The organism is Bacteroides neonati (assembly GCF_000499785.1).
Lineage (GTDB): Bacteria > Bacteroidota > Bacteroidia > Bacteroidales > Bacteroidaceae > Bacteroides > Bacteroides neonati.
In genome coordinates this window covers 237,071-262,266 of the sequence record NZ_HG726025.1, presented here as the reverse complement: position 1 = coordinate 262,266, position 25,196 = coordinate 237,071, and the positions used below count along the sequence as shown (strand labels likewise).

The 25,196-nt window shown below is 41.8% G+C and carries 28 protein-coding genes; 25 read left to right on the top strand and 3 right to left on the bottom strand.

Annotated features, from left to right (window positions below):
- The first annotated feature begins 9 nt into the window (after positions 1–9).
- The 3 genes from TY03_RS17355 to TY03_RS17345 all read left to right on the top strand — a co-directional run bounded on the left by TY03_RS17355 (position 10) and on the right by TY03_RS17345 (position 2,420).
- A complete protein-coding gene (locus TY03_RS17355) occupies positions 10–549 on the top strand; it encodes a beta-class carbonic anhydrase (protein WP_042372238.1) in 540 nt (179 codons plus the stop codon).
- Positions 550–588: 39 nt separating this feature from the next.
- A complete protein-coding gene (locus TY03_RS21615; RefSeq protein WP_052332542.1) occupies positions 589–1,458 on the top strand; it encodes an AraC family transcriptional regulator in 870 nt (289 codons plus the stop codon).
- Positions 1,459–1,532: 74 nt separating this feature from the next.
- Positions 1,533–2,420, top strand: a complete 888-nt coding sequence (locus TY03_RS17345) for an LVIVD repeat-containing protein (RefSeq protein ID WP_042372236.1) — start codon at positions 1,533–1,535, stop codon at positions 2,418–2,420.
- A 35-nt stretch (positions 2,421–2,455) separates the two neighbouring features.
- On the opposite strand, the gene TY03_RS17340 is transcribed toward TY03_RS17345, so the two are convergent.
- Positions 2,456–2,782: a winged helix-turn-helix transcriptional regulator gene (locus tag TY03_RS17340; protein WP_042372235.1), complete on the bottom strand. Its 327-nt coding sequence runs from the start codon at positions 2,780–2,782 to the stop codon at positions 2,456–2,458.
- Positions 2,783–2,928: 146 nt separating this feature from the next.
- Here TY03_RS17340 and TY03_RS17335 point away from each other — a divergent pair, with 146 nt between their 5' ends.
- Positions 2,929–3,378 (top strand): cupin domain-containing protein, encoded by a 450-nt coding sequence (locus tag TY03_RS17335; protein ID WP_042372234.1) that lies wholly within the window; start codon positions 2,929–2,931, stop codon positions 3,376–3,378.
- A gap of 72 nt (positions 3,379–3,450) precedes the next feature.
- Here the strand turns inward: TY03_RS17335 and TY03_RS17330 are convergent, their stop codons facing one another.
- Both TY03_RS17330 and TY03_RS17325 read right to left on the bottom strand, forming a co-directional pair.
- The gene (locus TY03_RS17330) at positions 3,451–4,059 is read right to left on the bottom strand and encodes a type 1 glutamine amidotransferase family protein (protein WP_042372233.1); all 609 of its coding nucleotides are present in this window, start codon (positions 4,057–4,059) and stop codon (positions 3,451–3,453) included.
- A gap of 55 nt (positions 4,060–4,114) precedes the next feature.
- On the bottom strand, positions 4,115–4,981 hold the full coding sequence (locus TY03_RS17325; RefSeq protein WP_148335704.1) for a hypothetical protein: 867 nt from the start codon (positions 4,979–4,981) through the stop codon (positions 4,115–4,117).
- 346 nt (positions 4,982–5,327) lie between these two features.
- Between TY03_RS17325 and TY03_RS21610 the strand changes: the two genes are divergently transcribed.
- The 21 genes from TY03_RS21610 to TY03_RS17230 all read left to right on the top strand — a co-directional run bounded on the left by TY03_RS21610 (position 5,328) and on the right by TY03_RS17230 (position 25,193).
- Positions 5,328–5,777 (top strand): transposase, encoded by a 450-nt coding sequence (locus TY03_RS21610; protein ID WP_230201999.1) that lies wholly within the window; start codon positions 5,328–5,330, stop codon positions 5,775–5,777.
- 520 nt (positions 5,778–6,297) lie between these two features.
- Positions 6,298–6,633 (top strand): DUF1573 domain-containing protein, encoded by a 336-nt coding sequence (locus TY03_RS17315; RefSeq protein ID WP_052332540.1) that lies wholly within the window; start codon positions 6,298–6,300, stop codon positions 6,631–6,633.
- 21 nt (positions 6,634–6,654) lie between these two features.
- A complete protein-coding gene (locus TY03_RS22720) occupies positions 6,655–6,870 on the top strand; it encodes a hypothetical protein (protein ID WP_187374010.1) in 216 nt (71 codons plus the stop codon).
- On the top strand, positions 6,804–7,205 hold the full coding sequence (locus TY03_RS17310) for a bacteriocin fulvocin C-related protein (RefSeq protein WP_042372229.1): 402 nt from the start codon (positions 6,804–6,806) through the stop codon (positions 7,203–7,205). The genes TY03_RS22720 and TY03_RS17310 overlap by 67 nt, the downstream gene beginning before the upstream one ends.
- Positions 7,206–7,765: 560 nt before the next feature.
- Complete coding sequence (locus TY03_RS17305) at positions 7,766–8,413, top strand: ATP-binding cassette domain-containing protein (RefSeq protein WP_042372227.1); 648 nt, start codon at positions 7,766–7,768, stop codon at positions 8,411–8,413.
- 872 nt (positions 8,414–9,285) lie between these two features.
- Positions 9,286–9,561 carry a tetratricopeptide repeat protein gene (locus tag TY03_RS17300; protein WP_042372226.1) on the top strand — a complete coding sequence of 92 codons (276 nt, stop codon included), beginning with the start codon at positions 9,286–9,288 and terminating at the stop codon, positions 9,559–9,561.
- Between the two features lie 29 nt (positions 9,562–9,590).
- Positions 9,591–9,818 (top strand): 4Fe-4S dicluster domain-containing protein, encoded by a 228-nt coding sequence (locus tag TY03_RS22065; RefSeq protein WP_074434203.1) that lies wholly within the window; start codon positions 9,591–9,593, stop codon positions 9,816–9,818.
- A 12-nt stretch (positions 9,819–9,830) separates the two neighbouring features.
- A complete protein-coding gene (locus TY03_RS17295; RefSeq protein ID WP_042372224.1) occupies positions 9,831–10,910 on the top strand; it encodes a 3-methyl-2-oxobutanoate dehydrogenase subunit VorB in 1,080 nt (359 codons plus the stop codon).
- Between the two features lie 197 nt (positions 10,911–11,107).
- Positions 11,108–11,872, top strand: a complete 765-nt coding sequence (locus TY03_RS17290; protein WP_042372222.1) for a thiamine pyrophosphate-dependent enzyme — start codon at positions 11,108–11,110, stop codon at positions 11,870–11,872.
- A 20-nt stretch (positions 11,873–11,892) separates the two neighbouring features.
- Positions 11,893–12,435, top strand: coding sequence for a 2-oxoacid:acceptor oxidoreductase family protein (locus TY03_RS17285; protein WP_042372220.1), 543 nt, complete (start codon positions 11,893–11,895; stop codon positions 12,433–12,435).
- A 116-nt stretch (positions 12,436–12,551) separates the two neighbouring features.
- A complete protein-coding gene (locus TY03_RS17280) occupies positions 12,552–14,609 on the top strand; it encodes a putative porin (protein WP_042372218.1) in 2,058 nt (685 codons plus the stop codon).
- A gap of 9 nt (positions 14,610–14,618) precedes the next feature.
- Entirely contained in the window at positions 14,619–15,440 is an 822-nt protein-coding gene (locus TY03_RS17275; RefSeq protein ID WP_042372216.1) for a transporter substrate-binding domain-containing protein, read from the top strand.
- A 73-nt stretch (positions 15,441–15,513) separates the two neighbouring features.
- Positions 15,514–16,500, top strand: a complete 987-nt coding sequence (locus TY03_RS17270; RefSeq protein ID WP_042372214.1) for a Gfo/Idh/MocA family protein — start codon at positions 15,514–15,516, stop codon at positions 16,498–16,500.
- Positions 16,501–16,597: 97 nt separating this feature from the next.
- Positions 16,598–17,116 (top strand): RNA polymerase sigma factor, encoded by a 519-nt coding sequence (locus TY03_RS17265; protein WP_042372212.1) that lies wholly within the window; start codon positions 16,598–16,600, stop codon positions 17,114–17,116.
- On the top strand, positions 17,113–17,556 hold the full coding sequence (locus tag TY03_RS17260) for a hypothetical protein (protein ID WP_042372209.1): 444 nt from the start codon (positions 17,113–17,115) through the stop codon (positions 17,554–17,556). Before TY03_RS17265 ends, TY03_RS17260 begins: the two co-directional genes overlap by 4 nt.
- Positions 17,557–17,590: 34 nt before the next feature.
- Positions 17,591–18,040, top strand: a complete 450-nt coding sequence (locus TY03_RS17255; RefSeq protein ID WP_042372207.1) for a DUF6108 family protein — start codon at positions 17,591–17,593, stop codon at positions 18,038–18,040.
- A 17-nt stretch (positions 18,041–18,057) separates the two neighbouring features.
- The gene (locus TY03_RS17250; RefSeq protein WP_148335701.1) at positions 18,058–18,384 is read left to right on the top strand and encodes a hypothetical protein; all 327 of its coding nucleotides are present in this window, start codon (positions 18,058–18,060) and stop codon (positions 18,382–18,384) included.
- Positions 18,385–18,461: 77 nt separating this feature from the next.
- Positions 18,462–19,745: an IS1380 family transposase gene (locus TY03_RS17245; protein ID WP_042366226.1), complete on the top strand. Its 1,284-nt coding sequence runs from the start codon at positions 18,462–18,464 to the stop codon at positions 19,743–19,745.
- A 207-nt stretch (positions 19,746–19,952) separates the two neighbouring features.
- The gene (locus tag TY03_RS17240) at positions 19,953–20,534 is read left to right on the top strand and encodes a hypothetical protein (protein WP_052332539.1); all 582 of its coding nucleotides are present in this window, start codon (positions 19,953–19,955) and stop codon (positions 20,532–20,534) included.
- A gap of 156 nt (positions 20,535–20,690) precedes the next feature.
- Positions 20,691–21,764, top strand: coding sequence for a FecR family protein (locus TY03_RS17235; RefSeq protein ID WP_042372203.1), 1,074 nt, complete (start codon positions 20,691–20,693; stop codon positions 21,762–21,764).
- 117 nt (positions 21,765–21,881) lie between these two features.
- The gene (locus TY03_RS17230) at positions 21,882–25,193 is read left to right on the top strand and encodes a TonB-dependent receptor (RefSeq protein ID WP_230201998.1); all 3,312 of its coding nucleotides are present in this window, start codon (positions 21,882–21,884) and stop codon (positions 25,191–25,193) included.
- The last annotated feature ends 3 nt before the right edge of the window (positions 25,194–25,196 follow it).

Below are 25,196 nucleotides of genomic sequence, written 5' to 3'. Positions count from 1 at the left end.
TTGAATATCATGATAGACGAGATTCTGGAATTCAACAAAAAGTTCGTAAAGGAACAGAAGTACGAAAAGTACATTACCAACAAGTATCCCGACAAGAAGATCGCCATTGTTTCGTGTATGGACACCCGGCTCATCGAACTCATACCTGCTGCTTTGGGTCTAAAGAACGGAGATATGAAGATTATTAAGAATGCAGGTGGAGTTATCTCCCACCCTTTTGGCAGTGCCATGCGCAGCTTGATTATAGGCATTTATGAACTGGAGGTGAAAGAGGTGATGATTATCGGACATACCGATTGCGGCACGCTCAACCTCGACAGCAAACTGGTGATGAAGCACATGACCGAACGGGGCATCTCGCGCGAACAACTCAATATGTTGGAGTACTGCGGAATCGACTTCAATAAGTGGATCGGGGGGTTCAGCAATACCAACACCGCCATCCGCCAAACAGTCGATTTGGTACGAAACCATCCGCTCATACCGGAAGATGTCAATGTGCAAGGATTCATCATCGACTCGGTTACAGGCGAATTGCACGTGGTGTAGCTCATCGATTTTCAGATATTTATTTATTAGTTTTGTATCATGATTACTGTTCCTCAAAAACTAAATAACGTCTGTTCGTATGCCATCAAAAAGCGTAGGTTTCATTTCGTTGAATATACCTCCGCCAGTACAACCTCCAACAATGAAGTACTGATGACGGAAAATGCAATCGTGTACATTGTCAAAGGCAACAAGGAAATATCCATTGACGGAACAACCTTTTCCGTCGCTGCCGGAGAGCTGTTCATGCTTCCCCAAGGCAAGTATGCCATGTCCGAATACCTGCCTCAGAACGGAGAGTTCAAAAGCATCATGCTGTTTTTCAATTACCGCCACATTGCCGATATACTCCACAACCTATTTGAATCGGCAGCCCTGCCGCGTACCGACAAGTCGTCGAGCAACGTACAAATTCTGACAGCCACCACCAAGCTATCGGCTCTCTTTACTTATCTTACCGAAATAGACTGGAGCGGTAGTCATAGCTTTGCCAAAGAACTGCTCGACCTAAAAATCAAGGAGCTGATATTCACCATGCTGTCTGACGCCAACACCCGCAGCCAAACCCTCCTTTTTCTCCATCAGATACAGGCTACGGAAAGTAAAAACCTAGTTTCTATTATCCACGAAAATCTATACGATAAAGTTTCGATAGCCTCATTGGCACATCGATGCCACATGAGCACTTCTACTTTCAAGAGAGAATTTCAGAAAGAGTTCCACGCCTCGCCCATGCAGTGGATCAATGAAAAGCGATTGGAGAAAGCGCTATTACTGATAAAAAATACTCCAACCCCCATCACCGACATAGCCTACGAGTGCGGATTCGAGAACTACACCCATTTTTCGCGACGGTTCAAGGCTAAATACGGAAAACCTGCCAACGATTTTAGAGCCAAAAAGAGATAGCAATGACCTTTATTGTAAGGTGAGGTATCTTGCATCCACCTACCTTTGTAACATCATTAAAACCGAAAACAAGTATGAACAAAAGAATTATTTTTATGCTGCTCGCATCCGTAGCGATAGCAGGATGCGCCAAAGAAAAAGAGGCTCCAAGCAAGGAAGCTACCATACTCTCGAAAGGAATGAAATTTTGCGAAGGAAGCCTTGCGTACGGCTCTTCGGTATTGGTAACCAATTTCGGCACCACCGAATTAAACCCGCTTAACACCCAAGGCATGGGGTATGTGATGCAGATCAATGGAAATAGCACAGAAACATTTATTGCTACCGACGGACACCTGAGTGCTCCCAAAGGAATGGCGATAGCCAACAACCACCTCTATATAGCCGATGTGGGCAAAATAGTGGTTTACAACCTGAAAGACAAAGCAGCTTCTCCACAAACAATTGTGATGCCCGAGGGCAACTTGTTTGTAAACGACATTGTGATATCCGGAAGCTCGGCCTATGTATCAGTAACGAATACCGGCAAGATTTTTAAATTAGATCTGTCAACCCCCGATGCACTCAACGCCAGTATGTTGAGCGAATACGCTTCGGTGCCCGGAGCAAACGGCTTGGTACTTATCGGTAATCAACTGTATATTGCATCTTATCCGGCCGACGGGAAAACCACTGCTGACAATGTAATCTATACGATTGCGGATATAACATCGCCGGTAGTAGAGAAGTTCATCACCCGTCAAGGTCAATACGACGGACTGGCTCACTATAAAAACAAACTCTACTTCAGCAGTTGGATAAACGGAGAGATAGGGTCGGTAGATTTAGCCACAAAAGAGGTAAAGCTAATGGAAGTTAAAGGAGTCGAGCTCAGTGGCCCGGCAGACATTACCATCCTGAAAGATATGCTGTACATCCCCAACCTCCCATCGAGCGAAGTGGTAGTTATTGCTTTACAGTAAACACTCTGTCGAACGTTTTTACTATTTCAGAAACGCTACTTCAAACATTCGTCTTTGTGATCGAGCGCCCAATCGATCAATGAATGCATAGGCCGAAGTAGCGACTGCCCCAACTCTGTGAGAGAATATTCGACACGTGGAGGTACTTCCGGATAGACCTTGCGCGCTACCAAATGGTAGCTTTCCAATGAACGCAGCGTGACGGTCAGCATTTTTTGCGATACATCGGGAATGGCTTTGGCCAACTCGCTGAATCGCAAAACTTGTCTCTCTTCCAATAAGATAAGCACTAAAACCGACCATTTATCACCAAACTGCGATAGTATATCCCGTACGGGACAAAATGTTTCTATTTTTTTCATTCGTTTACCTGCTGATTATCAATATTAGTTACTTCTTGGTAAGCATCTTACTAAAAAGTGCCGTCTTGCAAAGTCAAAACTCTCTATTTATCTTTGCCTCTACAAAAGTAACTAACATTCTTTTAATAACCAAATAAGTATTCAAAATGAAAACAGCAGAAAAGATTTCGGAAGGAACAAATTACACCACCGTATCAGTTGGGAAGATGGGCGAACTAAGTGAGCATACTTTGGTATTGGGTCCCGGCATTGAGATACCGGGCAAAGTTTTTATAGGCGGAGCTTTGCAGGCAACGGGTGCGGAAATATCGTTTCAATCATTCGCCCCAGGCACCGAAACGGGATTCCTACATACGCACAAGACGCACGAGGAACTTTATGTTTTCGTGAGCGGTCATGGAGAGTTTCAAGTCGATGGAGAGATATTTACAGTATCCGAAGGAGACACGGTTAGAGTAGCTCCCAATGGCGAACGCGCTGTGCGCAATACAGGCAACGAACCGTTGGTCATGATTTGTATTCAATACAAAGCACATACGTTTAACGAAAGCGATGCCAAAGATGGCGAGATACTAAACGGAAAAGTTACGTGGTAAGAGCCTTTTCAAAGTCTCGCTCCCTAATCTATTTTGCTCTTCTCAGGTAAGTTCCTGAGAAGAGCAAACGTATCATTCGGATATGGGGTCTTCCCAGATTCCTGTTTTATTCATTCGATAGCCTCTTTCTATCTTTGCGGGACTGTCAGCCCTCAAAGCAAAGAGAATTTCGCGACTAAACTCCAGCGTGGCAAAGCCATTGGCAGTTACGATATTTCCATCTCTCACTGCTGCTTCGTTCCGGTAGTAAGGCTCCCCCTTATAGTTCGTTCCGGCATAGTTTCTGATGTATTCCAATCCATTGCTGGTATGGTTCACCTCATTGAGAAACCCGTGCATACCAAGAAAAACAGACGCATTGCAAATACCCGCAACCAACTTATTGTGTTCGATAGCCTCTTTTACCAACGGAACAAAAAGTTCGGCCTCCGGAGTAAACCAATCCATGCCACCGATCAGCACCAATCCGGCATAATCAGTCGGTATATCGCCGATGGCATAGTCGGGCAATACGCTGAATCCACCTATCGATCTTACCGGAGCTTTCGTTGCCGACACTGTTTTTACAGTATAGAGGCTTTCGCTTCCGGGTTCAACTCCAGCATTCAGGTTGGGAGCAATGTAAGCCCCCTCCCAATCAGCAAAGTTATTGAGTAATACGAAAAGAATTTCTTTTTTCATTATCATTTTGTTTTTACTTGTTTTATTTCAGCAACGTGTCAGTCCGTTTCCCGGGCTAAACAGGCTCTGTATGTATGTAGCATATCAAGTCCCTCCACTCAGGATCTTCTTCTCTTAATAAAATGATCTTAGCTTTGCCCGTAGCCCAATAGGCAAGTGGAACAGCCTTTGGCGAACGAACCGCAAAGGTACTGTATTGGGCTACTAAATCAGGAGAGTCTTTTTCATAAATAGGCTTCCCATAGAGTTGCACCATATAGGCATAAAGTTCCTTTTTACTCTTACGAGTAAAGGCAATTTGATCTAAATTCCCGCTATTTATTAAACGCAAATTGATGGCGGGCGTACCGTCATAAACATTGGCCAATGTAGCCAATGAGAAGTGTTCGTTCAGTGCATTATTATGACCGATATTTTCACCTAAATCATTCGTATCGCTCCAATTGCGCCCTAGAAAAGATTTTGTATCGGTCACTTCCATGCGTAAGGTATCGCCATAGATCATTTTGTTCCCTTTATAACCATGTAGATAAGCCTCATGGTTACCAGGCAAATAAAAGCAATGCCCCCAATTCGATGTTAACGTTGTCTCCGATATACCGCTCCCGTTTCGGTTGTTGAATATCCGCAACCGACCATCCAAACCTTTTACCTGCCATACTATGGAGTCATAACTACTTGCCAACTCGTGCAATCGAAAAATAAAAGAAACACCTTTAGAGTCGAGTATCGATAATTCGGCAAGATCGAAAATATTCAGTACTGTTTTCTTTGCAGACAACTTGAACCGAAAAATTTCCTGCACAGGCATCTCTTCTTTGGGTTCTTCCGCTTCGTCATAGTCACTGTCAATCCATTCACTATCTTTGGAGCAAGAGGCTAATAGCAAGAGAGCCAGTATGGCATAGATTAAATGTTTCATCAGTCTATATTTTTCGGTGATTAGCTGACTATTTATTTCATGTTCATTCATTTTATTTAAATATTAGTATGTACTAAAGCAAAAACGTAATGGCTACTTACAAAATAAATAATTCGAAGCCTTTCCGCAAACTTAATGAATTGTTCGATACATTACACCTTTTTAGAGAAAGAAAATTGATCTTTCACTTAAATAAAGTTTACCTGGGTATATCGACTTAATATAGTGTCAGCTTCCCAACATAACGTAAAATATTCAACAAATGCTATGCGGATAATCATTAAAATTAATCAAAGAGAAGATAGCTGTACTTGAGAAGATTTGCATCTCCAAGCGAAAGGCTGTGGTGGAAATAACACTTGACTTGTCATCTTCTATGATGCTGATAGTTTGTACTGTTTTCCCCAAGGCAAGAATTACCAATGACCGTTTTCATGTACAAAAGCTGTATTATGACGCATTGGACGAATTGCGTATTACTCTACGCTGGATGGTTCGTGATTTGGAAAATGCAGCAATCAAACGATGCCGGAAAGAAGGGATACCATATGTCCCTCTCCGGTACGTAAACAGTGATACACGCAAGCAATTGTTAACTCGTGCCAAATTTATACTGACCAGACATGAGTCCAAATGGACAACCTCGGAAAGGTGGAGGGCGGATATAATATTTGAATTCTATCCGGAGTTTAAACAAGCCTATCAATTGGCTATGGAACTCACTGACATCTACAATGCAAAAAGTCACAAATATGCTGCCAGGCTAAACTTAGCCAAATGGTTCGTGATAAAGTAAGTAAACTTGCCTAAAACGCATTTCAAACAGTCTTGACACATTTACAAATCATTAGAACACAATGTTAAACTTCTTTACGAATAGACAAACAAATGCCGGAGCAGAATCATTCAATGCGAAGGTAAAAGCGTTTTGAAGTCAGTTCAGAGGAGTCGCAGATATACAGTTCTTTCTCTATAGATTATCAATGTTGTGTGCATAATGAGTAATAAATCCACTGGGTTTTCGGACTGACCCCAAAAAACAAAAGAATCTCATAGAATAAATTCATATTATATTCATGAAAAACTTAAATAAAACGAAAATATCCGCGTCTACTATTGTATAATTAAGAATTATTTCTTTTATTACAAAAGTTCCCTATCTTTAGTCTATTATTACAATATAAATATTTTATAAGAGACATAAACAAAAAAAAATCGAACACTTTCTATAGGACAAAGAATAAAGTAATAGAAATAAGTTAATCTTCAAATGAATATAAAATGAAAGTACGTATTTTTTCTTACTATTATGTTGTTTGCCCTGTTTAGCTAAAGGGCAAGCAAAGTTAGTTTTCTCCAAAAAGACAATTGATTTGGGAATGATTGCAAAGAAAAATAACTCTACAGTGGTTATTAATTTTATTTTTTCTAACAATGGAAATAGCCCATTAGTGATTTATAAAGTAAAAGCTTCTTGCGAATGCACTACAGCAGACTGGTCTAAAAAGCCGATACAACTAGGTGAAAAAGGAATTGTAAAAGTGAATTTTGATACAAAAAATCAGAATGGTTTTTTTTCGAAAAGTCTTTTTGTCGAATCAAATTCTGATGAAAGTGTTGTTTTGCTAAAAATTAAAGGAAAATTAGAGTAATAGCATTAATAATAGACGAATATGAAAAACTTATTTTATTTATTGTATGTAGTTGTGTTAGTAATGGTTTCTTCTTGCCAAAAAGATGAGTCTGTATATAGTTGCGATATGAACACCAATGAGTGGGTCAAGGCTAATTTGTCAGATATCAGAACGATGAGTAGAGCCGAATGGAGAGCTTCGGACGAGAGCCTAAAAGAGCAATATTTAGAGTTTTTACTCCTGACCAACGAATAGATCTTTGGGTCGAAAAGCTTCATGAAGTGTTAAGCCTTAATTGGAATGCAAAAGAAACTATGCATATAAAAAAACTTCTCCAATATATTGAGAACAACCCTGACTGCTATGACTTTGAAAAACAAAAGACAGAAGAAGAGGAGAAGCTAGAATTGTTTGCATACAAGTGGCAAGAAGAGGCTATAAATGATTTAAAGTGGGATATGAAGTTAATTAGAGGAATTGCAGCAACAGGAAATCGATTAACTGACAAGGAAGGTAATGTTGAGCTTAATGTAAACGATACGGTCAAGACAAGGTCTGAAGATCATGGTTTTATAACAAAACAATTATAAATTCTCTTTCCCTGAAACGATTATGCAAAGCTCTAATCTATTTTTATTTACTTAATTGGACGGACTTGTTATGGATATAATGCTACAAATAATAAAGAATTGTAAAAGATAAAACTAAAGAAGAAATATCCACATAAGATACTCTTTGTAATGCTTCATAGTGGCAAAATTCAGCATAATTAATCTGGATAATAAACGAAAAAGCATGGATTGAAATAATGAAATTATCATAAAAAAAACACATCAGAGATGCGGATTTTATCGAAGAAAGCAATTTATTATTACATTTTTTACAGAAACAGCTTAAAACAAAGTGTACCGGTAACACTTTTGATTGTCATCATTAGCAATATTGGAAACTGGAGTCTTCTAAATGCACTTAACGTACTCGTTTATACATTCCCTACGTTAGGATTGATAGCAGATATAATATATAAGATGACAATGAGGAAAAATGAATTTTATTTTTACTACAATGGATCTTGTAGTATAATAGAACTCTATTTTATATCTTTCATCGTATCGTTGTTACTTAGTATCTTATTTTATATCTTAACAATATGGATTTTTATTTAGAAGCAGATAGTATTTTAAAGTCTTTTAATGAAAGAATTATTTTATCTGATATATATTTGAAATGTATGTCTGGAGATATTATTGCCATTTGGGGAAGAAATGGCTCTGGTAAATCAACTCTATTCAATATTTTATACGGAACAATGAAAGCGGATCGCCTCTTTTTACGAATTAACGATAAAGTAATAACAGGGAAAGCATATAAAACCGGACAAATAGTATACCTTCCACAAATGAATTTTTTACCCAAGGAATTGATTGTTGAAGACCTGATCAGATTGGTTTGTGGAAATTCTTTTCATTGGTTAATGGATGAAACTATTCAAAAGAAGTATAAGAGTAGAATCAGAGATTTATCAAATGGCGAATTAAGATATATAGAAATATTACTGCTTCTGGAGAGTAAATCTCCTTTTGTTATTTTAGATGAGCCGTTTATCGGATTATCACCTATCATGGTAGAACAAGTAAGCGCATATATCAAATTAAATAGATTAAATAAGGGTATTATTTTTTCTGATCATAACTATCAAGCGGCAGAGAAAATAGCCAATAGATATATGCTGCTTAATGAAGGATACTTGAGGCCAATAACTGACATGGAAAAATTAAGAGGTATCTATTTTCGATAATTAAATGCTAATTGATATTTCCGAAATTAGAGAAATAAAAGTCATGAAATGTAACCAGCCATAATCTGCTTTAGGTTGTTTCTCTCTTGTTATATCTATTTTTTATAGGGAGAGATAGCGTTTTATTTAAAGCTGACACAGAGATTGGCTTTCTTGAAAATATTAGTGGTATAAACATCTATACGACTTGCCTAATTTTCGCAAAAAAGGAATTTCGTTTTGCAAAATATCAAATCCCCTTTACCAACTTTAAAGACCGAGGTTTTTAAAGTCAATTACAAACAAAATATTATGCCTACATCAATTCGAAAAATGAGATTTTCATATCTTTTATATATTTACTTTGCAGTATTATGTGCAATATCCACAATGCTCAACTCTACACTATTAACTGATAATCAAATACTTCCAGAATGGATTTTTCACTATTATGGATGAGTGTTATGGGATTAACACTGGCTTTCCAATTATGTATTTCTAAAAAAGAAATATATTTGTCAGATTTCTCGCATAGCTTTGGGAATCATATATATTGCTGTTATTATGTCACAATCGCATGCAGGAATAGTTAGTTTAATTACAATAACGATACTCACATTTGCGCATAATAAAAATAAAAAGTTTGAAGTATTCCTAATCTCATCCAAAAAGAATGATGGGAGTGTATTTGTTATCTATCCCTGTGACTTTTCCAATTCGAAGTAATAAATGATTAAGAGAATAGAATCACCCATTATAGAACAAGATCTCAAAGAATTTGTTAAATGAAAACATATGCCGGAAAGAGAAGGAAGTTTTTTTCTCTTTACTTAGGTTGATTATCCAAATAAAGATTATCTTTGTAGCTCAATTAACCCGGAAACTCAGAACTGATGAAACAATTAAATACGATTAAAGAGCTCATCAATCAGGGAAAAGTAGACGAGGCGATCCTAGCTTTGGATCAACTCATCCTAACCGACTCCGCCCCCAAAGACGAAGCCTATTACTTGCGGGGAAACGCTTATCGAAAACTAGGCAACTGGCACCAAGCCCTCAATAACTATCAGGAAGCCATTGAACTAAACCCTCAAAGCCCGGCTGCGCAAGCCCGCAAAATGATGATGGACATCATGAATTTCTACAATAAAGATATGTTCAACCAATAAATAAACTACGTAATTAACAAATAGAGATTATGGCAAAAATAAAAGGAGCTATCGTTGTCGACACCGAACGCTGCAAAGGATGCAACCTATGCGCAGTAGCCTGTCCTCTCAACGTGATTTCCCTCGCAAAAGAGGTAAATATAAAAGGGTACAATTATGCTTATCAAGCTCTCGAAGACACATGCAACGGATGTAGTTCCTGCGCAATTGTTTGTCCCGACGGATGTATCTCAGTATTTAAAGTTAAATGTGACTAATAAAGAAAGAATATGGCAGAAGAAGTTGTATTAATGAAAGGAAACGAAGCCATCGCTCATGCGGCTATACGCTGCGGAGCCGACGGATACTTCGGATACCCGATTACCCCTCAGTCGGAAGTGCTGGAAACACTGGCCGAACTGAAACCTTGGGAGACAACCGGAATGGTTGTACTTCAAGCAGAGAGTGAAGTAGCGGCAATCAATATGGTTTATGGCGGTGCAGGATGTGGCAAGAAAGTAATAACATCCTCTTCGAGCCCCGGCGTTAGCCTCAAACAAGAGGGTATCTCCTACCTGGCAGGTGCCGAACTTCCTTGTGTTATTGTCAATGTAATGCGTGGTGGCCCGGGTTTGGGAACCATTCAACCCAGTCAGGCAGACTACTTCCAGACAGTAAAGGGTGGTGGACATGGCGACTATAGACTCATTGCACTCGCTCCCGCCTCGGTACAAGAGATGGCCGATTTCGTTGGCTTAGGATTCGATCTGGCATTCAAATACCGCAATCCGGCCATTATCCTTGCCGACGGTGTTATCGGTCAGATGATGGAAAAAGTAGTGCTTCCTCCCATGCAGCCTCGCCGCACCGACGCAGAGGTCATTGAACAATGTCCTTGGGCTACTACCGGAAAAACCAAAGATCGCAAACCCAATATCATCACTTCGCTCGAACTACAGCCCGATGCGATGGAGAAGAACAACCTCCGCTTTCAGGCTAAGTACAAAGTAATCGAAGAGAACGAAGTTCGCTACGAAGAGATTGACTGCGAAGATGCCGACTATCTGATTATTGCCTTCGGATCGATGGCACGTATCGGACAGAAAGCCATGGAACACGCCCGCGAAGAGGGTATCAAAGTAGGTATGCTTCGCCCCATTACCTTATGGCCTTTCCCAACGAAAATTATCGCCGAATATGCAGGCAAGGTAAAAGGTATGCTCTCGCTCGAACTGAATGCCGGACAGATGGTAGAAGACGTACGTCTGGCTGTAAATGGACGGGTAAAGGTAGAACACTTCGGACGTCTGGGAGGTATCGTACCCGATCCCGATGAAGTAGTGACTGCGCTGAAAACATTATTAATTTGATTTACGATTAGACGATGAATCCCGATAAAATAAGAAACATTCTCAATGTACTATTCATGATACTGGCACTGGCTGCTATCATTGTTTACTTTGCGGTCGATGACTTTAAAGTATTTATCTACATATGTGGCGGGGCAATCTTTGTCAAGCTAATGGAGTTTTTTATACGATTCACCAACAGATAAGGAGAAGAAGCTATGACGAAAGAAAAAATAATCAAGTCAGGAAATCTGGTTCAGAAGAAACCGACATTGATGAACGATAATCCGATGCACTACTGCCCGGGTTGTAGCCACGGAGTGGTTCACAAACTCGTTGCCGAAGTAATCGAAGAGATGGGCATGGAAGAGAAGACAATCGGAATCTCTCCGGTTGGATGTGCCGTATTCATCTATAACTATCTGGATATAGACTGGCAGGAAGCAGCTCACGGACGTGCTCCTGCTCTGGCCAGTGCCATCAAACGCTTATGGCCCGACCGGATGGTATTTACCTATCAAGGCGATGGTGACTTGGCTTGTATCGGTACAGCCGAAACAATCCATGCACTGAACCGTGGCGAAAACATTACCATCATCTTTGTAAACAACGCCATCTACGGTATGACCGGAGGTCAAATGGCTCCTACTACACTGATGGGCATGAAAACATCGACCAGCCCATACGGCCGCGATGCAAGTCTTCACGGCTACCCATTGAAGATTACCGAAATTGCTGCCCAATTGGAAGGTACGGCTTATGTAACCCGCCAGGCGGTACATACCGTTCCTGCTATCCGCAAAGCAAAGAAGGCTATTCGGAAAGCATTCGAGAACTCAATGGCGGGCAAAGGCTCGAACCTGGTAGAGATCGTATCGACCTGTAGCTCGGGTTGGAAAATGACTCCCGACCAGTCTAATAAATGGATGGAAGAACACATGTTCCCATACTATCCGTTGGGCGATATGAAAGATAAAGAATAACGCTAAAAGTCAACAGGAAAATGAAAGAAGAAATTATTATAGCAGGATTCGGTGGACAGGGTGTACTGTCTATGGGAAAGATTTTGGCTTATTCCGGACTGATGGAAGGCAAAGAAGTAACCTGGATGCCGGCCTATGGACCCGAGCAACGGGGTGGAACAGCCAACGTAACAGTAATTGTAAGCGATGAGCGTATCTCCTCGCCTATCTTGAGCAAATACGATGCGGCTATCATCCTCAATCAACCTTCCCTGGAGAAGTTCGAAAGCCGTGTAAAACCCGGTGGTATCCTGATTTACGACGGATACGGTATCATTCACCCACCCACACGAAAGGATATCAAAGTATATCGTATCGATGCCATGGATGCTGCCAATGAAATGAACAACGCCAAAGCTTTTAACATGATTGTACTGGGAGGCTTGTTGAAGCTTCGCCCCGTCGTATCACTCGAAAGTGTATTGAAAGGATTGAAGAAAACACTTCCCGAACGCCACCACCACCTGATACCGATGAATGAAGCGGCTATCAAAAAGGGAATGGAGCTGATTAAAGAAGTTTAAAAGAGTGAAGAGCGAAAAGCAAAGAGTGAAGAGTTTTTAACGCAGAGGGCTGCATCGTAACTTTTCACCCTTCGCTCTTCGCTCTTCGCTTATTTATTGTATCTTTGTGCTCAATTATGAGACGAATTCTACTTACATATATACTGCTTTTCATTGTAGGCCAGCTAGCTACGCAAGCACAGGTCACTCCCAACAATCCTTACGGTGATCGCAAGGATCAGTATGGCAATATTGTAGACCAATATGGCAATCAGGTCGATCCCGCCATGCGTCCACAAAACCCCGACAGCTCCAATGTAGAAGTGCAAAGCCTTCCGCCCACACTCTATATGTGGCATTTGAGCGAAAACCTCGGCAACATCAACCGCATTCCGGCCGATACAACCTATAAATTCTTCCAAAACACGAACTTGGTAGAGGGTATCAAAGGACACTACAATTATCTGGGCAACTTAGGTTCTCCACGCCTTTCGCGCATTTTCTTCGACCGACGGGATTCCGAACCAACCATCTTTATGGAACCCTTTTCGAGCTTCTTTGTACGCCCCGACGAATTTAACTTCACAAATAGTAACGTGCCTTATACCAACCTGACCTATTACAAAGCAGGTAGCAAGATAAATGGCGAAGAACGATTCAAGTCCTACTTCTCGGTCAATGTAAACAAACAACTGGCTTTCGGCTTCAATATCGATTACCTGTATGGGCGGGGATATTACAATAGCCAGAATACCTCTTTCTTTAATGCGGCTCTTTTTGGTAGTTACATTGGCGATCGCTACGAAGCAAGTTTGCTTTATAGCAACAACAACATGAAGATGAACGAAAACGGAGGTGTCAGTGACGACCGTTACATCACCGACCCTCAGGCAATGGCAAGTGGTGGAAAAACCTATGAGTCGCAAAACATTCCAACCGTACTGAGCCAAAGCGCCAACAACAACAAAGACTTCTATGTATTTCTGGCACAGCGATATAAACTGGGTTTTCAACGCGAAATAGAAAAAGCCAAAAACGACAGCACACCGGCAAAGAAGGAGTTTGTACCTGTAACCAGTTTCATTCATACCATGAAACTGGAACGAACACGCCACCGCTTTACCTCACTCGATAAAGTAGATAACTATTATCAAAATACATACATCAAACCGGGCACATCGGCCATCAACGACTCTACTACCGCTTTTAGTATCAAGAACACATTGGGCATTGCCCTGCTCGAGGGATTCAATAAGTACGCCAAAGCCGGACTAACCGCCTACGCCTCGTACAAATTAAGTAACTACTACCTGATGGATAAGGACTCTACCAGTGTAGACCAGTATACCGAAAACGAGGTATTTGTGGGAGCCGAACTATCCAAGCGTCAAGGTAACGTTCTTCACTATCAGGCAACGGGCGAAGTCGGTTTACTTGGTAAAGCCATCGGTCAGTTTCGTGCCAATGGAAATATGGATTTGAACTTCCGTCTCTGGAAAGATACGGTGAGTTTCATTGCACGCGCCTCGGTAACCAATACATTGCCTTCATTCTATATGCGTCATTACCACTCCAAGCATTTTTATTGGGACAATGACAATATGGATAAAGAATTCCGCACACGCTTAGAAGGCGAAATCAATATCGACCGCTGGCAAACCAAGCTCAGAGCGGGGGTAGAGAATATTAAAAACTATACGTACTTCAACCAACAAGCCTTGCCACAACAACATGGAGGCAATATTCAAGTACTGTCGGCTATTTTGGAGCAGAATTTTCACTTAGGTATTTTTCACCTTGACAACGAAGTGAGCTGGCAAAAGTCAAGCAATATGGGAGTACTGCCACTGCCCGAATTTTCACTCTATCATAATCTGTACCTGCAAACCAAATTGGCTAAAGTACTAACGGTACAACTGGGTGCAGACGTACGTTATTTTACTAAATATTATGCACCGGCCTATCTGCCTGCTATTCAACAATTCTATTTGCAGCCCGAAAGCGACCAAGTGGAAATAGGCGGTTATCCTATCGTAAACGTGTATGCCAACCTGCACCTTAAACGTACACGCATCTTCGCGATGATGTATCACGTAAATCAAGGTTCGGGCAAGTCAAACTACTTCCTTGCACCTCATTACCCAATCAATCCGCGTCTGTTCAAGATTGGTATCTCCTGGAACTTTTATGATTAATGCTGTTTTATGAAACGATTTAAGTATCTTTACCTCACTATCTCGGTAGTGATTATTGTTGCCATACTACTTTTTCGATCTAATGATCAGGAGCAGCCAACAGGACATCCGCGAGACTATGCAGAGATAAAAAAAGAAGGTACTATCAACGTGGCTACGGAGTATAATTCGATCAGTTTTTATGTAGATGGCGACACTATTTCGGGGTTCCATTACGAACTGATAGAGGCCTTTGCACACGACAAAGGACTGAAAGCCAATTTGTATCCCGTTATGAGTTTCGACCAACGCCTGAAAGGATTAAGCAACGGCACGTATGACGTTATCGCCAGCGATCTTTTAGCCACCAGCGAACTGAAAGACTCGCTACTCCTCACCTCTCCCATCATACTCAGCAAACAAGTGCTGATACAGCGAAAGAAAGTAGAAGGCGACTCACTCTATATCAAAAGCCAACTCGATCTGGCTGGACGTACTCTACATGTAGTAAAAGGTTCTCCTTCCATCTTGCGTATTCACAACCTGAGCAACGAGATTGGCGATACGATCTATATTCAGGAAGTCGAGAAGTACGGAACCGAGCAATTGATGGCAATGGTTGCCCATGGCGATATTGACTATGCCGTATGTGACGAAAGCATTGCCCGTGCATCCATCGATTCGATGCCCCAGTTAGACATCAATACCGCCATCAGCTTTACACAATTCTACTCATGGGCGGTAAGTAAACAATCGCCGGCATTGCTCGATAGCCTGAATAGTTGGCTGAAAGATTTTCGGAAAAAAGATCAGTACCAACAGATCTATAAGAAATACTACAGAAAGAAATAACCCGTTCGACCGCTTTCGCTGGATTCTTACCTAAAAAAAGAGTATATTTGCATTTCCAATAAATTAAGAAGGTATGAGCGAGAAGATTATTAAATGGGGCTTTATCGGTTGCGGCGAAGTAACCAAGTATAAAAGCGGCCCCGCATTCCGAAAAGTAGAACATTCCGAAGTAGTGGCAGTGATGAGTCGCGACCTTGCCAAAGCGAAAGCTTATGCACAGGAAAGGGGCATCAAGAAATGGTATGACGATGCTCAGGAGTTAATTGATGATCCGGAGATTAACGCTATCTACATTGCAACTCCCCCTTCCTCGCATGCAACCTACGCTATCATGGCGATGAAAGCAGGTAAGCCGGTATATATTGAAAAGCCCATGGCGGTTACTTACGAAGAGTGTACACGTATCAACCGTATCTCTCGCGAAACGGGAGTGCCATGCTTCGTTGCATACTATCGTCGCTACCTGCCTTATTTTAATAAGGTCAAAGAGTTGGTAGAAGAGGGTTATGTGGGCAACGTCATTAATATACAAATTCGTTTTGCACAACCTCCGCGCGATCTGGACTACAACCGCGAGAACTTGCCGTGGCGTGTACAACCCGATATAGCAGGAGGTGGATATTTCTATGACTTGGCTCCACACCAAATCGACTTGTTGCAAGATCTGTTTGGCTGCATTCTCAAAGCCAGTGGTTTCAAGAGCAACCGTGGCGGACTGTATGCAACGGAAGATACCCTTAGTGCCTGTTTCCAATTCGATAGCGGATTGGTGGGTAGTGGTTCGTGGTGCTTTGTCGGACACGAATCGGCCAAAGAAGATCGCATCGAAATTATCGGCGATAAAGGCATGATTTGTTTCTCGGTATTCTCCTTCGACCCCATTGCTTTACATACCGAAAAAGGACGTGAAGAGTTCTATATCGAAAACCCCGATCATGTACAGCAACCGTTGATCCAGGCTGTGGTCGATCATTTATTGGGCAAGTCGGTTTGCACCTGTGACGGCGAAAGTGCCACCCTGACAAACTGGGTGATGGATAAGATTCTGGAGAAATTATAATCCCCACAGATGATGAGTGATGAATACGAACAAATTCATCACTTTTTTTATTTTCGGATGTCACGTTTTACGTTGTGCTTTCGTCTTCTTCATATCAATGGAACTCAAACAATTCAAATTAACCGTAATTCCACTACGCAGTAAGTTACTGAACTATGCGAAGAGGCTGACTGATACCCCCGATGACGCAGAAGATGCGATACAGGAGGTGATGCTGAAGCTATGGAATATGCGTGAAAAACTGGAAGAGTACCGCAGTATTGAGGCTTTTGCCATGACCATGACTCATCATCACTGCATGGACATGTGGCGAAGTAAAAAACCGGATGCCGTATCACTTGAATGGGTGCAAGCCCCTTCCACGGCTTCTACACCCGATCGCCTACTCGAAGAAAAAGATGAATTTCGATTGATGAGAGAGATTATCGATTCGTTGCCAACTCTTCAACGCACCATCATCCAGATGAAAGATGTACAGGAGTACGAAACTGAAGAGATAGCCGAAATAACCGGATGCAGTGCAGAGTCTATCCGTAGCAATTTATCGAGAGCACGAAAACGGGTAAGAGAGCTGTATTTGCAAGCTATAGAACGAAAAAGGAGGAACGAAGCATGAATATAGAAACATTACTGACCAAGTATTTCGAAGGTGAAACAACCTGCGAAGAAGAACGCGAGTTGCGTCAGTTCTTCACAAGCGGCATCGTACCCGAACAATTGGAGATGTATCGACCGATGTTTGCTTTTCTGGCAGAAGAAAATAAAACGGATAAGAAAAAGGGTGCAGTACCTACGGCACACACTTCGGTTGATAATAACCGAATACTTCATCCACGCCGTATCCTACTCTATAGCTTGGGTGGAATTGCTGCCGGATTGCTACTGCTACTTGGTATTGCCGGCATCGGCTATCCGTTTCATGAAAAGCCGGACAGCTATGTAATCATCGACGGGAAGCAATATACCGATGCAAAGCTGATACATCAACAGGCAACAGCCGCTTTCGAAGAGGTTAGCCTCAACGAAGAAGAGGTCTTTGCCACCTTATTCGAATAAGCCAAAACAGAAATTTACCAATAGAAGAAAACCTATGAATAAAGTCATTCGCACTACCCTAACCCTCCTGCTATTTGCACTATTTACCACAGTTGCACAAGCACAGCAAGGACTGCAAATAGCCTCCGTCTTTCAAAAGTATGGAAAGCAGAAAGGAGTGACCATGGTCGAACTATCTAATGAAATGCTCGACACCTACCAAATGGAATTATACAAAAGCCTTGTGTTCAAAGATGCCGAAGAAGCGATGCCCACCTTACTACGCAGCCTTGAAGCCGATAAAAAGAAGGCAAAGAAGGTGAAAGAGGTAGTCGAGGGCGGACAAATACAGTCGGGTTACTATCAGCTACCGCAAATCAAGGAAGATGTGAACCGCTTCATCCTCTTCAAAACAAGCAAAAAAGGAGGTGCCACACTGATCTACATTGAAGGCGAACTGGAAGCCGACGATCTGGTAACCATGTTGTTTATGAAAAAGAATTAATCCATAAAATAATGAATATGAAACAACTGATTGTACTGTTAGGCATACTGGTGAGCCTAACAGGGTATGCACAAGAAAATGCCCGCCAAGATACTACCTTGTTGCTCAATGGCCGGAAAATTGTTATCAAAGAGCGCGATGGAAAAGTAAAAGTGAAACTCTTCGAAGAATCATCGCGTGGCGATACGATTGAAAACGACCAGATATTCGAAGGCGTTTATATGGATGGGCAGAGCACCGAACGACGAATTTCACTCACCGTTCCTTTTACCAAGAAACGTAGTAATTCCTTAAATCCGCAGTCATATTATTTTCAGAGAATCCAAACACTTGAGGATGAATAACATCCTCAAGGTTTGGTTATGTCACAAGATTCACCTAAATTAGTGCTACCAAACAAACCATAAAGGTACTTGTGCATATGACAACAAAAATAGCCATAAAATCAGATAATATCACTCCTTTTGGGGGTATATTTTACGCAATGGATGAATTTTCTCGTTTAGGACTGAATTCCGTGATCGATAAATCTTTAGGATTACGTTCTTCCTACGCCGGTTACCAATATAGCGAAATTATTTCGAGCCTATTTTGGATCTACTATTGCGGCGGTGACCACATCGAAGATATCGGCAAACACCTTGGCAAACATCTTGAATTACGCCCGGATACTGAAATCCCCAGTCCGGATACTTTATTGAGAGGCATAAAAGAACTCGCAGAATTGGATATCCACTATACTTCCCAAAAAGGAGCAAGCTATGCTTTCAATAAGGCGGAACAGCTTAATAGTTTGATGCTCGATATGCTCCTTCAAACAGAACAACTCAAGCCAAACACGCTTTATAACTTGGACTTCGACCACCAGTTTATTCCCACAGAAAAGTATGACACTCAGTATTCTTACAAGAAAAAACGTGGTTATTTCCCCGGCACGGCAACTATTGGTGGTAACATTGTTGGTGTGGAAAATCGGGCCGCAAACGCAAATGTCCGTTTTCGTCAAGCGGATACGCTCCAACGGACTTTTCGTCGTTTGGCCGATAGGGGAATATTCATAGACCGTTGCCGGATGGACTGTGGTTCTTATTCGGAAGAGATTATCCGTATGACACATGGCTACTGCAACAAGTTCTACATACGAGCCGGCAAATGTCAGTCTCTGTATGAAGAAATGACGAAAATCACAGATTGGAAAAAAGAAGAAATCAACTTCGAGAATTATGAAGTGACCTCCATACCTTTTACTTCCTTTTTGCAAGAAGAAAACTACCGACTTGTTATTCAAAGGCAAAAGCGTAAGGACAACCAATTGGACCTATTTGATGGTGAATACACCTATCGGTGCATCTTAACCAATGACCATGAAAGTTCTGAAAAAGACATTGTACTCTTCTACAATGCTCGTGGAGCCTGTGAAAGAACATTCGACATGATGAATAACGATTTCGGGTGGAGTCATCTTCCCTGTTCATTCCTCAAAGAGAATACAGTATTCCTGCTACTTACAGCCATGGCTAAAAACTTTTATGCTTACCTTATTGAGAAGGTTGCAGCCGTGTTTGAAGATATTGAACCGGTAAGCCGAGTCAAACGATTTATCTTTCGATTCATTACAGTTCCTGCGAAATGGGTAAAGACAGGCAGACAATGGGTACTCAATATTTATTCCGACAAACCATACAAGTTGCTTTGGAGTCCGTAAAAACAACTTTTCGTGGGATTACTTATGCCTTCAGCTAACTGGGGAAAGGGGAAGCTATGCCCTATAACCTGAAATCAAGGAGAAAAGCAGGGGGAAAAGCTACGAGTAGGAACTATTAGGTGAATTAAATCGCTATTTGAATCAGTTATAAATTAGCTGCGGATTTGAGGTAATTATCGTTTTGAACCTCATAATGCGGGTATATACATGGGGTATACCCAACTATATGATGGCTTCGCTAATTACAATACACCCAATTCGGTTGACCTGAACGCATTGAAATCATGGGAAATAGGATTTACCTTGTTTGAAGTAGATGCTACATTGAGTCGTAATAAACAGTGGGGCATTAGCGGCGGACTAGGTTGGGGTTATATCTCTTTCAGGCTTGACAATAATACGGCCTTCCGCGAAATAGATGGAGTGACCAACAATTATCCTGCCCCCGACGGTGTTTATTACAACCAAAGTCGCTTACGCTATTTCTACTTCCGTGTACCGGTTGCTCTCGAATGGCAAAAGCGCATCAACGGCCGTGGTCCTATATTCCTATCGGCAGGTCTGGAAGCAGAAATACGTCATGGCATCCACTCAAAAGTAAAATACGACGGACATAAAGAGACTATTGATAAGGGATTGAACGTACGCCCGGTAGGCCTCAATCTATTGGTACAAGGAGGATATAGCGATATCGGAGTATATATGCGATATGCCACCTATGGGCTTTTTGAGAAAAACAAAGGCCCCGAGTTATATCCATTTTCATTCGGTGTTTGCTGGTATTGGTAAACCATAATTGTTGATATAAATAAAGCTGATCGTCGGATAAATGATCGGCTTTATTTGTATAAATAAAAATTATTCCTAAAAAAGTACTCAGTACGTGAGTACAAACAGCACAGTTCGTTGTATTGCTTATAGAAAGACGATTTTAATTCTATAACAATGAACGAAAACAACATACCCTCTGGTTTTGACCGCGAGCAACTGCAAAAGTTCATCCAAAGAGATGAGCCTACACTTACATCACAAGAGAAGCAGGCTATGTGGGCAAACATTGACCGAAGAACAACACATCAAATACGATCTCGCCGTACGATATGGTATGCGGCAGCATCCATTCTATTATTAATCATTACGGTAGGTACATTAGTATATGCACCCTTTACCAATAACCCTTATGAACGCCTGTCGGCTATTGTCAATGTCGATACACTCAGTACCGTTCGACTATACATTGAAGACCAAGAAATAGAATTGGGCGAGCAAGCCGAAATACACTGCCTTGCTGCCACTAATCAAATAGAGATACGCACACCGGGAACTTCATTCAAGCTTTCAGCCCCACAACAAAAGGAGACTTTTCTGCAAGTAGCTGTACCTGCCGGCCAACGAACACAAGTCGTTCTGGCCGATCACTCTACCATTATATTAAAGGCACAATCAAAGCTTATCTTTCCATTGAAATTTGAAGGAAAACAAAGAAAGGTAAGTCTAGAAGGAGAAGCTTATATGCAGATAGCACACGACAAAAGTCGTCCTTTCAGCACCTTGACAAAAACCATGGAAGTATGCGTGCTAGGTACCGAATTTCTAATATCAGCCTATCCGGGCGATAAAGAACAATCTGTCGTTCTTGTATCGGGGCGGGTAAAAATACAACCCAACGAAGGCGAATCTGTTTTTATGTTACCTAATCAGAAATATGCCTACAATAAACAGACCCTCAGCCATACGTTGCAGAGCGATGTAAATACAGCGTCGTTTATCGGTTGGAAAGAAGATGTATTATCGATAGAAAACGAGACACTCAGCAATGTGTTGAAACAAATCGAAGAGCGCCACAATGTTGTTCTCAACTATAACTGGAATGACTTAAATGAAATTAGAATCAATGGTAAGCTGGATATGAGTGTTTCCTTGAATGAGATTCTTGAAAACTTAACCAAAATTGCTCCCATCGACATCAAAAAAGAAGAGAGAAGAATCAGCATAATCAGTAATCAAAAAACAAAATAATGCCTATGAAAAGAAAAAAGTAAAACAAGCACCGATCATAAAAAAAGCCGGGAGATATTCGCACTATCCCCCAGCCAACAGACTTTGATAACAAAAACTATAAACCAAAATCTATTAATGATGAATAAACAGCATCACTTTTGCAAGTATACTAATTATTTGTGGAACAAACTTGCATTGACAAGTTATATTTTATTTTTTCTCATTGCTGCTGCACCACAGGCACATGCCGAGCAACAATCACCGATCTCAATTGCTGCAAATGGCGACATTACGATTAAAGTGTCCAATCAGCCCATTCACGATGTATTGACTCTTATTGAGAAACAAAGCAAATTTGTTTTTGTATACAACAGTGCAACCGTTAATTTAGATAAACGGGTAACGCTGAACATTACCTCTTCATCTATCAATGAAATCATGGGGCAGTTACTCAAAAACACAACTCTTGCCTATGAGATTTCTGACCGTCAAATTTTGATTATAGCCAAAACGGAGAGCCAACAAAATCAGGCCAAATCGATTACCGCCACAGGTGTAGTCATCGATGAAACCGGCGAACCCCTAATCGGGGTTAGTGTACAAGCCAAAGGTACATCCAATGGAACCATTACAGACATGGATGGTAAATACACGCTACGCACCGACGAGGGAAAAACAATCGTATTCTCTTACGTAGGCTACAAGCGTATGGAGCAAAAAGCCGGTTCGCAGATGAAAGTACAAATGGCCAGTGACGCCGAATTGCTGAACGAAGTCGTAGTGGTAGGTTATGGCACCATGAAGAAAAGCGATCTGACCGGATCGGTTGCCGCTGTCAAGTCAAAAGACTTTAATAAAGGACTGGTAACTTCGCCCACACAGCTTATCCAAGGCCGGGTATCGGGAGTTAATATCACAAACAACGGTGGCGAACCGGGTGGTGGTGTAACCATTCGTGTGCGTGGTTCAAACTCAATCCGCTCGGGACAAGACCCACTCTACGTAGTAGATGGTGTACCTCTGGATGTTTCGAGCGATCAACAACCATCGGGAGCCAACGTAGCAGGTGTAGGTGGCAATGGTTCTAAAAATCCACTGAACTTTCTAAACCCCGATGATATCGAGTCGATTGATGTATTGAAAGATGCCTCGGCCACAGCTATCTATGGTGCACGTGGAGCCAATGGAGTGATCATGGTTACAACCAAAAAGGGAATCGAAGGACAGAGTAAAGTGTCTTATTCTGCCTACGGAAGTATATCGGATCTTCCTAAACAGTACCCCATGTTAAGTGCTGCACGCTACCGCGAATTTGCGAAGGAGAAAGGAGTGACCATCGAAGACGGTGGTGCAGACACCAATTGGCAGGATGAAATATTCCGCACGGCCATGTCGCACAATCATAATCTATCCATCGGAGGAGGCTTTAAGAACGGTAGCTACCGTGCCTCTATCGGTTATCAGAACCAACAGGGTATTGTAGATCGCACCGGAATGGAGAAATACACCGGACGCTTCTACGTAAGTCAGAAAGCATTCAATAACCGTTTGCAAATCGAGGCAAGCCTTACGGCTACACGCACCAATGATCAACGGGTACCTATTGGAGAGTCAGGTGGTTTTGAAGGTGATGTTCTATTATCGGCATTGAAGGTAAACCCCACCTACCCTGTATACAACGAAGACGGCAGTTACTTTCAAAAGAGCAAAGATGTACGCAATCCGGTAGCCATGATTAAGCTAACCGATGACAAAACACAGACCGACCGTGTATTGGCAAACCTTACCGGTACGCTTGAAATATGGAAAGAACTGAAATATAAAATGAATGTAGCTTTCGATGAAATGAAAGCCACTCGTAAAGTAACTCAAGATCAGAAGCTCATCTACCTGAGCGATAAGGGTACAGTAGATATCAATAACGTAGAAGCTAGCAGTTTTCTTATTGAGAACTATCTGACATACAATTTCAATATTAAGAAAAATCATCATTTCAACTTATTGGCAGGACACTCCTTTCAGAAGTTCCGCAACTATCGGTATGGTATCTCCGAAAATGGATTCGATGTAGATAATATTGATTATATTTATGATCTGGCACTGGGTAAATACAAGCAAATTGAGGGAAACTCGAACATCACCGTCAACGAGCTTCAATCTTTCTTTGGTCGCATCAATTATAACCTGATGGACAAATACTTACTGACTGCCAATTTCCGTGCCGATGGTTCGACCAAGTTCGGCGACAACAATAAATATGGTTACTTTCCCTCTGCCGCGTTAGCATGGCGCATGAGCGAGGAAGCCTTTATCAAAAAGCTCAATGTATTCGATAACCTGAAATTACGCCTTAGCTGGGGTATCACCGGTAATCAGGAGATTCCGAATAAGATTTCGCAAATTATGTTGGGAACCAATGGCGGAAGTGCCATCCTTGACGGAGGCAGCAATGTGGTACAAGGAATTACGCTGACACGTACTCCAAATCCAGATCTGAAATGGGAGCGCACAGAACAAGTCGATCTGGGTCTTGACTTTGCCTTCTTCAACAACCGATTGAGTGGTACTGTCGACCTGTTTTCGAAGGTAACCCGCGATGTTTTGCTAGAGGTATATGCCATCTCTCCCGCACCTACCAGCATGGTATGGACCAATGTGCCCGACATGAAGATTGTAAACAAAGGTATTGAGATCGGTTTAAACGGAGTGATTATTGACAATAAAGACTGGACTTGGAGCTTAGGAGCCAACTTCTCGGCTATAAAAAACGAAGTGAAGAATCTGCCCATGACCTCCATTACTACCGGTAAACCGAGCGGACCCGGTATCGACGGATTTACCTCGCAAGTCATCAAAAGCGGATATCCCATCGGTACATTCTGGGGATATAACTTCTTAGGATTTGATGAAGCCGGAAAGAGCATATACGAAGTGGATGAAAATGGCAAGAAAGTAGAGAAATGTATCGGAAATGCACAACCCGACTTCTCGCTTAACTTCAATACAAATCTCACTTGGAAACAGTTCGACTTGGGCTTGTTCTTCAACAGTGTAGTAGGCAATGACGTTTATAACAACCTTGCCAACGTGCTCGACAATATGACTCTTTTCTCGAAAGGATTCAATACCACAGAAAGTGCAACCCATCTGCCCGAAGCAATGGATAATGTACTGGACTACTCAAGCCGCTACATTGAAGACGGATCATACCTACGCCTAAGCAGTGCTACATTGGGTTATACAGTACCATTGAAGAGCAAAAAATGGATTAGCAATCTGCGCCTGACACTGACGGGAAATAACCTGTTCGTTATCACCGGATACAGCGGATACGATCCCGAAGTGAACGCCGGACGCATCAATAACGGAGTACCTTCGTTGGGCATTGGCTGGACCAGCTACCCCATGGCACGCAGCTTCAGTTTCGGAGTTTCTGTCGACTTTTAACAC

What these genes read in the sequence shown, in the direction of transcription:
- TY03_RS17355 (WP_042372238.1), top strand. Translation starts at nt 10, where the DNA reads ATGATAGACGAGATTCTGGAATTCAACAAAAAGTTCGTAAAGGAACAG.
- TY03_RS21615 (WP_052332542.1), top strand. Translation starts at nt 589, where the DNA reads ATGATTACTGTTCCTCAAAAACTAAATAACGTCTGTTCGTATGCCATC.
- TY03_RS17345 (WP_042372236.1), top strand. Translation starts at nt 1,533, where the DNA reads ATGAACAAAAGAATTATTTTTATGCTGCTCGCATCCGTAGCGATAGCA.
- TY03_RS17340 (WP_042372235.1), bottom strand. Translation starts at nt 2,782, where the DNA reads ATGAAAAAAATAGAAACATTTTGTCCCGTACGGGATATACTATCGCAG.
- TY03_RS17335 (WP_042372234.1), top strand. Translation starts at nt 2,929, where the DNA reads ATGAAAACAGCAGAAAAGATTTCGGAAGGAACAAATTACACCACCGTA.
- TY03_RS17330 (WP_042372233.1), bottom strand. Translation starts at nt 4,059, where the DNA reads ATGAAAAAAGAAATTCTTTTCGTATTACTCAATAACTTTGCTGATTGG.
- TY03_RS17325 (WP_148335704.1), bottom strand. Translation starts at nt 4,981, where the DNA reads ATGAAACATTTAATCTATGCCATACTGGCTCTCTTGCTATTAGCCTCT.
- TY03_RS22720 (WP_187374010.1), top strand. Translation starts at nt 6,655, where the DNA reads ATGAAAAACTTATTTTATTTATTGTATGTAGTTGTGTTAGTAATGGTT.
- TY03_RS17310 (WP_042372229.1), top strand. Translation starts at nt 6,804, where the DNA reads ATGGAGAGCTTCGGACGAGAGCCTAAAAGAGCAATATTTAGAGTTTTT.
- TY03_RS17305 (WP_042372227.1), top strand. Translation starts at nt 7,766, where the DNA reads ATGGATTTTTATTTAGAAGCAGATAGTATTTTAAAGTCTTTTAATGAA.
- TY03_RS17300 (WP_042372226.1), top strand. Translation starts at nt 9,286, where the DNA reads ATGAAACAATTAAATACGATTAAAGAGCTCATCAATCAGGGAAAAGTA.
- TY03_RS22065 (WP_074434203.1), top strand. Translation starts at nt 9,591, where the DNA reads ATGGCAAAAATAAAAGGAGCTATCGTTGTCGACACCGAACGCTGCAAA.
- TY03_RS17295 (WP_042372224.1), top strand. Translation starts at nt 9,831, where the DNA reads ATGGCAGAAGAAGTTGTATTAATGAAAGGAAACGAAGCCATCGCTCAT.
- TY03_RS17290 (WP_042372222.1), top strand. Translation starts at nt 11,108, where the DNA reads ATGACGAAAGAAAAAATAATCAAGTCAGGAAATCTGGTTCAGAAGAAA.
- TY03_RS17285 (WP_042372220.1), top strand. Translation starts at nt 11,893, where the DNA reads ATGAAAGAAGAAATTATTATAGCAGGATTCGGTGGACAGGGTGTACTG.
- TY03_RS17280 (WP_042372218.1), top strand. Translation starts at nt 12,552, where the DNA reads ATGAGACGAATTCTACTTACATATATACTGCTTTTCATTGTAGGCCAG.
- TY03_RS17275 (WP_042372216.1), top strand. Translation starts at nt 14,619, where the DNA reads ATGAAACGATTTAAGTATCTTTACCTCACTATCTCGGTAGTGATTATT.
- TY03_RS17270 (WP_042372214.1), top strand. Translation starts at nt 15,514, where the DNA reads ATGAGCGAGAAGATTATTAAATGGGGCTTTATCGGTTGCGGCGAAGTA.
- TY03_RS17265 (WP_042372212.1), top strand. Translation starts at nt 16,598, where the DNA reads ATGGAACTCAAACAATTCAAATTAACCGTAATTCCACTACGCAGTAAG.
- TY03_RS17260 (WP_042372209.1), top strand. Translation starts at nt 17,113, where the DNA reads ATGAATATAGAAACATTACTGACCAAGTATTTCGAAGGTGAAACAACC.
- TY03_RS17255 (WP_042372207.1), top strand. Translation starts at nt 17,591, where the DNA reads ATGAATAAAGTCATTCGCACTACCCTAACCCTCCTGCTATTTGCACTA.
- TY03_RS17250 (WP_148335701.1), top strand. Translation starts at nt 18,058, where the DNA reads ATGAAACAACTGATTGTACTGTTAGGCATACTGGTGAGCCTAACAGGG.
- TY03_RS17245 (WP_042366226.1), top strand. Translation starts at nt 18,462, where the DNA reads ATGACAACAAAAATAGCCATAAAATCAGATAATATCACTCCTTTTGGG.
- TY03_RS17240 (WP_052332539.1), top strand. Translation starts at nt 19,953, where the DNA reads ATGGGGTATACCCAACTATATGATGGCTTCGCTAATTACAATACACCC.
- TY03_RS17235 (WP_042372203.1), top strand. Translation starts at nt 20,691, where the DNA reads ATGAACGAAAACAACATACCCTCTGGTTTTGACCGCGAGCAACTGCAA.
- TY03_RS17230 (WP_230201998.1), top strand. Translation starts at nt 21,882, where the DNA reads ATGATGAATAAACAGCATCACTTTTGCAAGTATACTAATTATTTGTGG.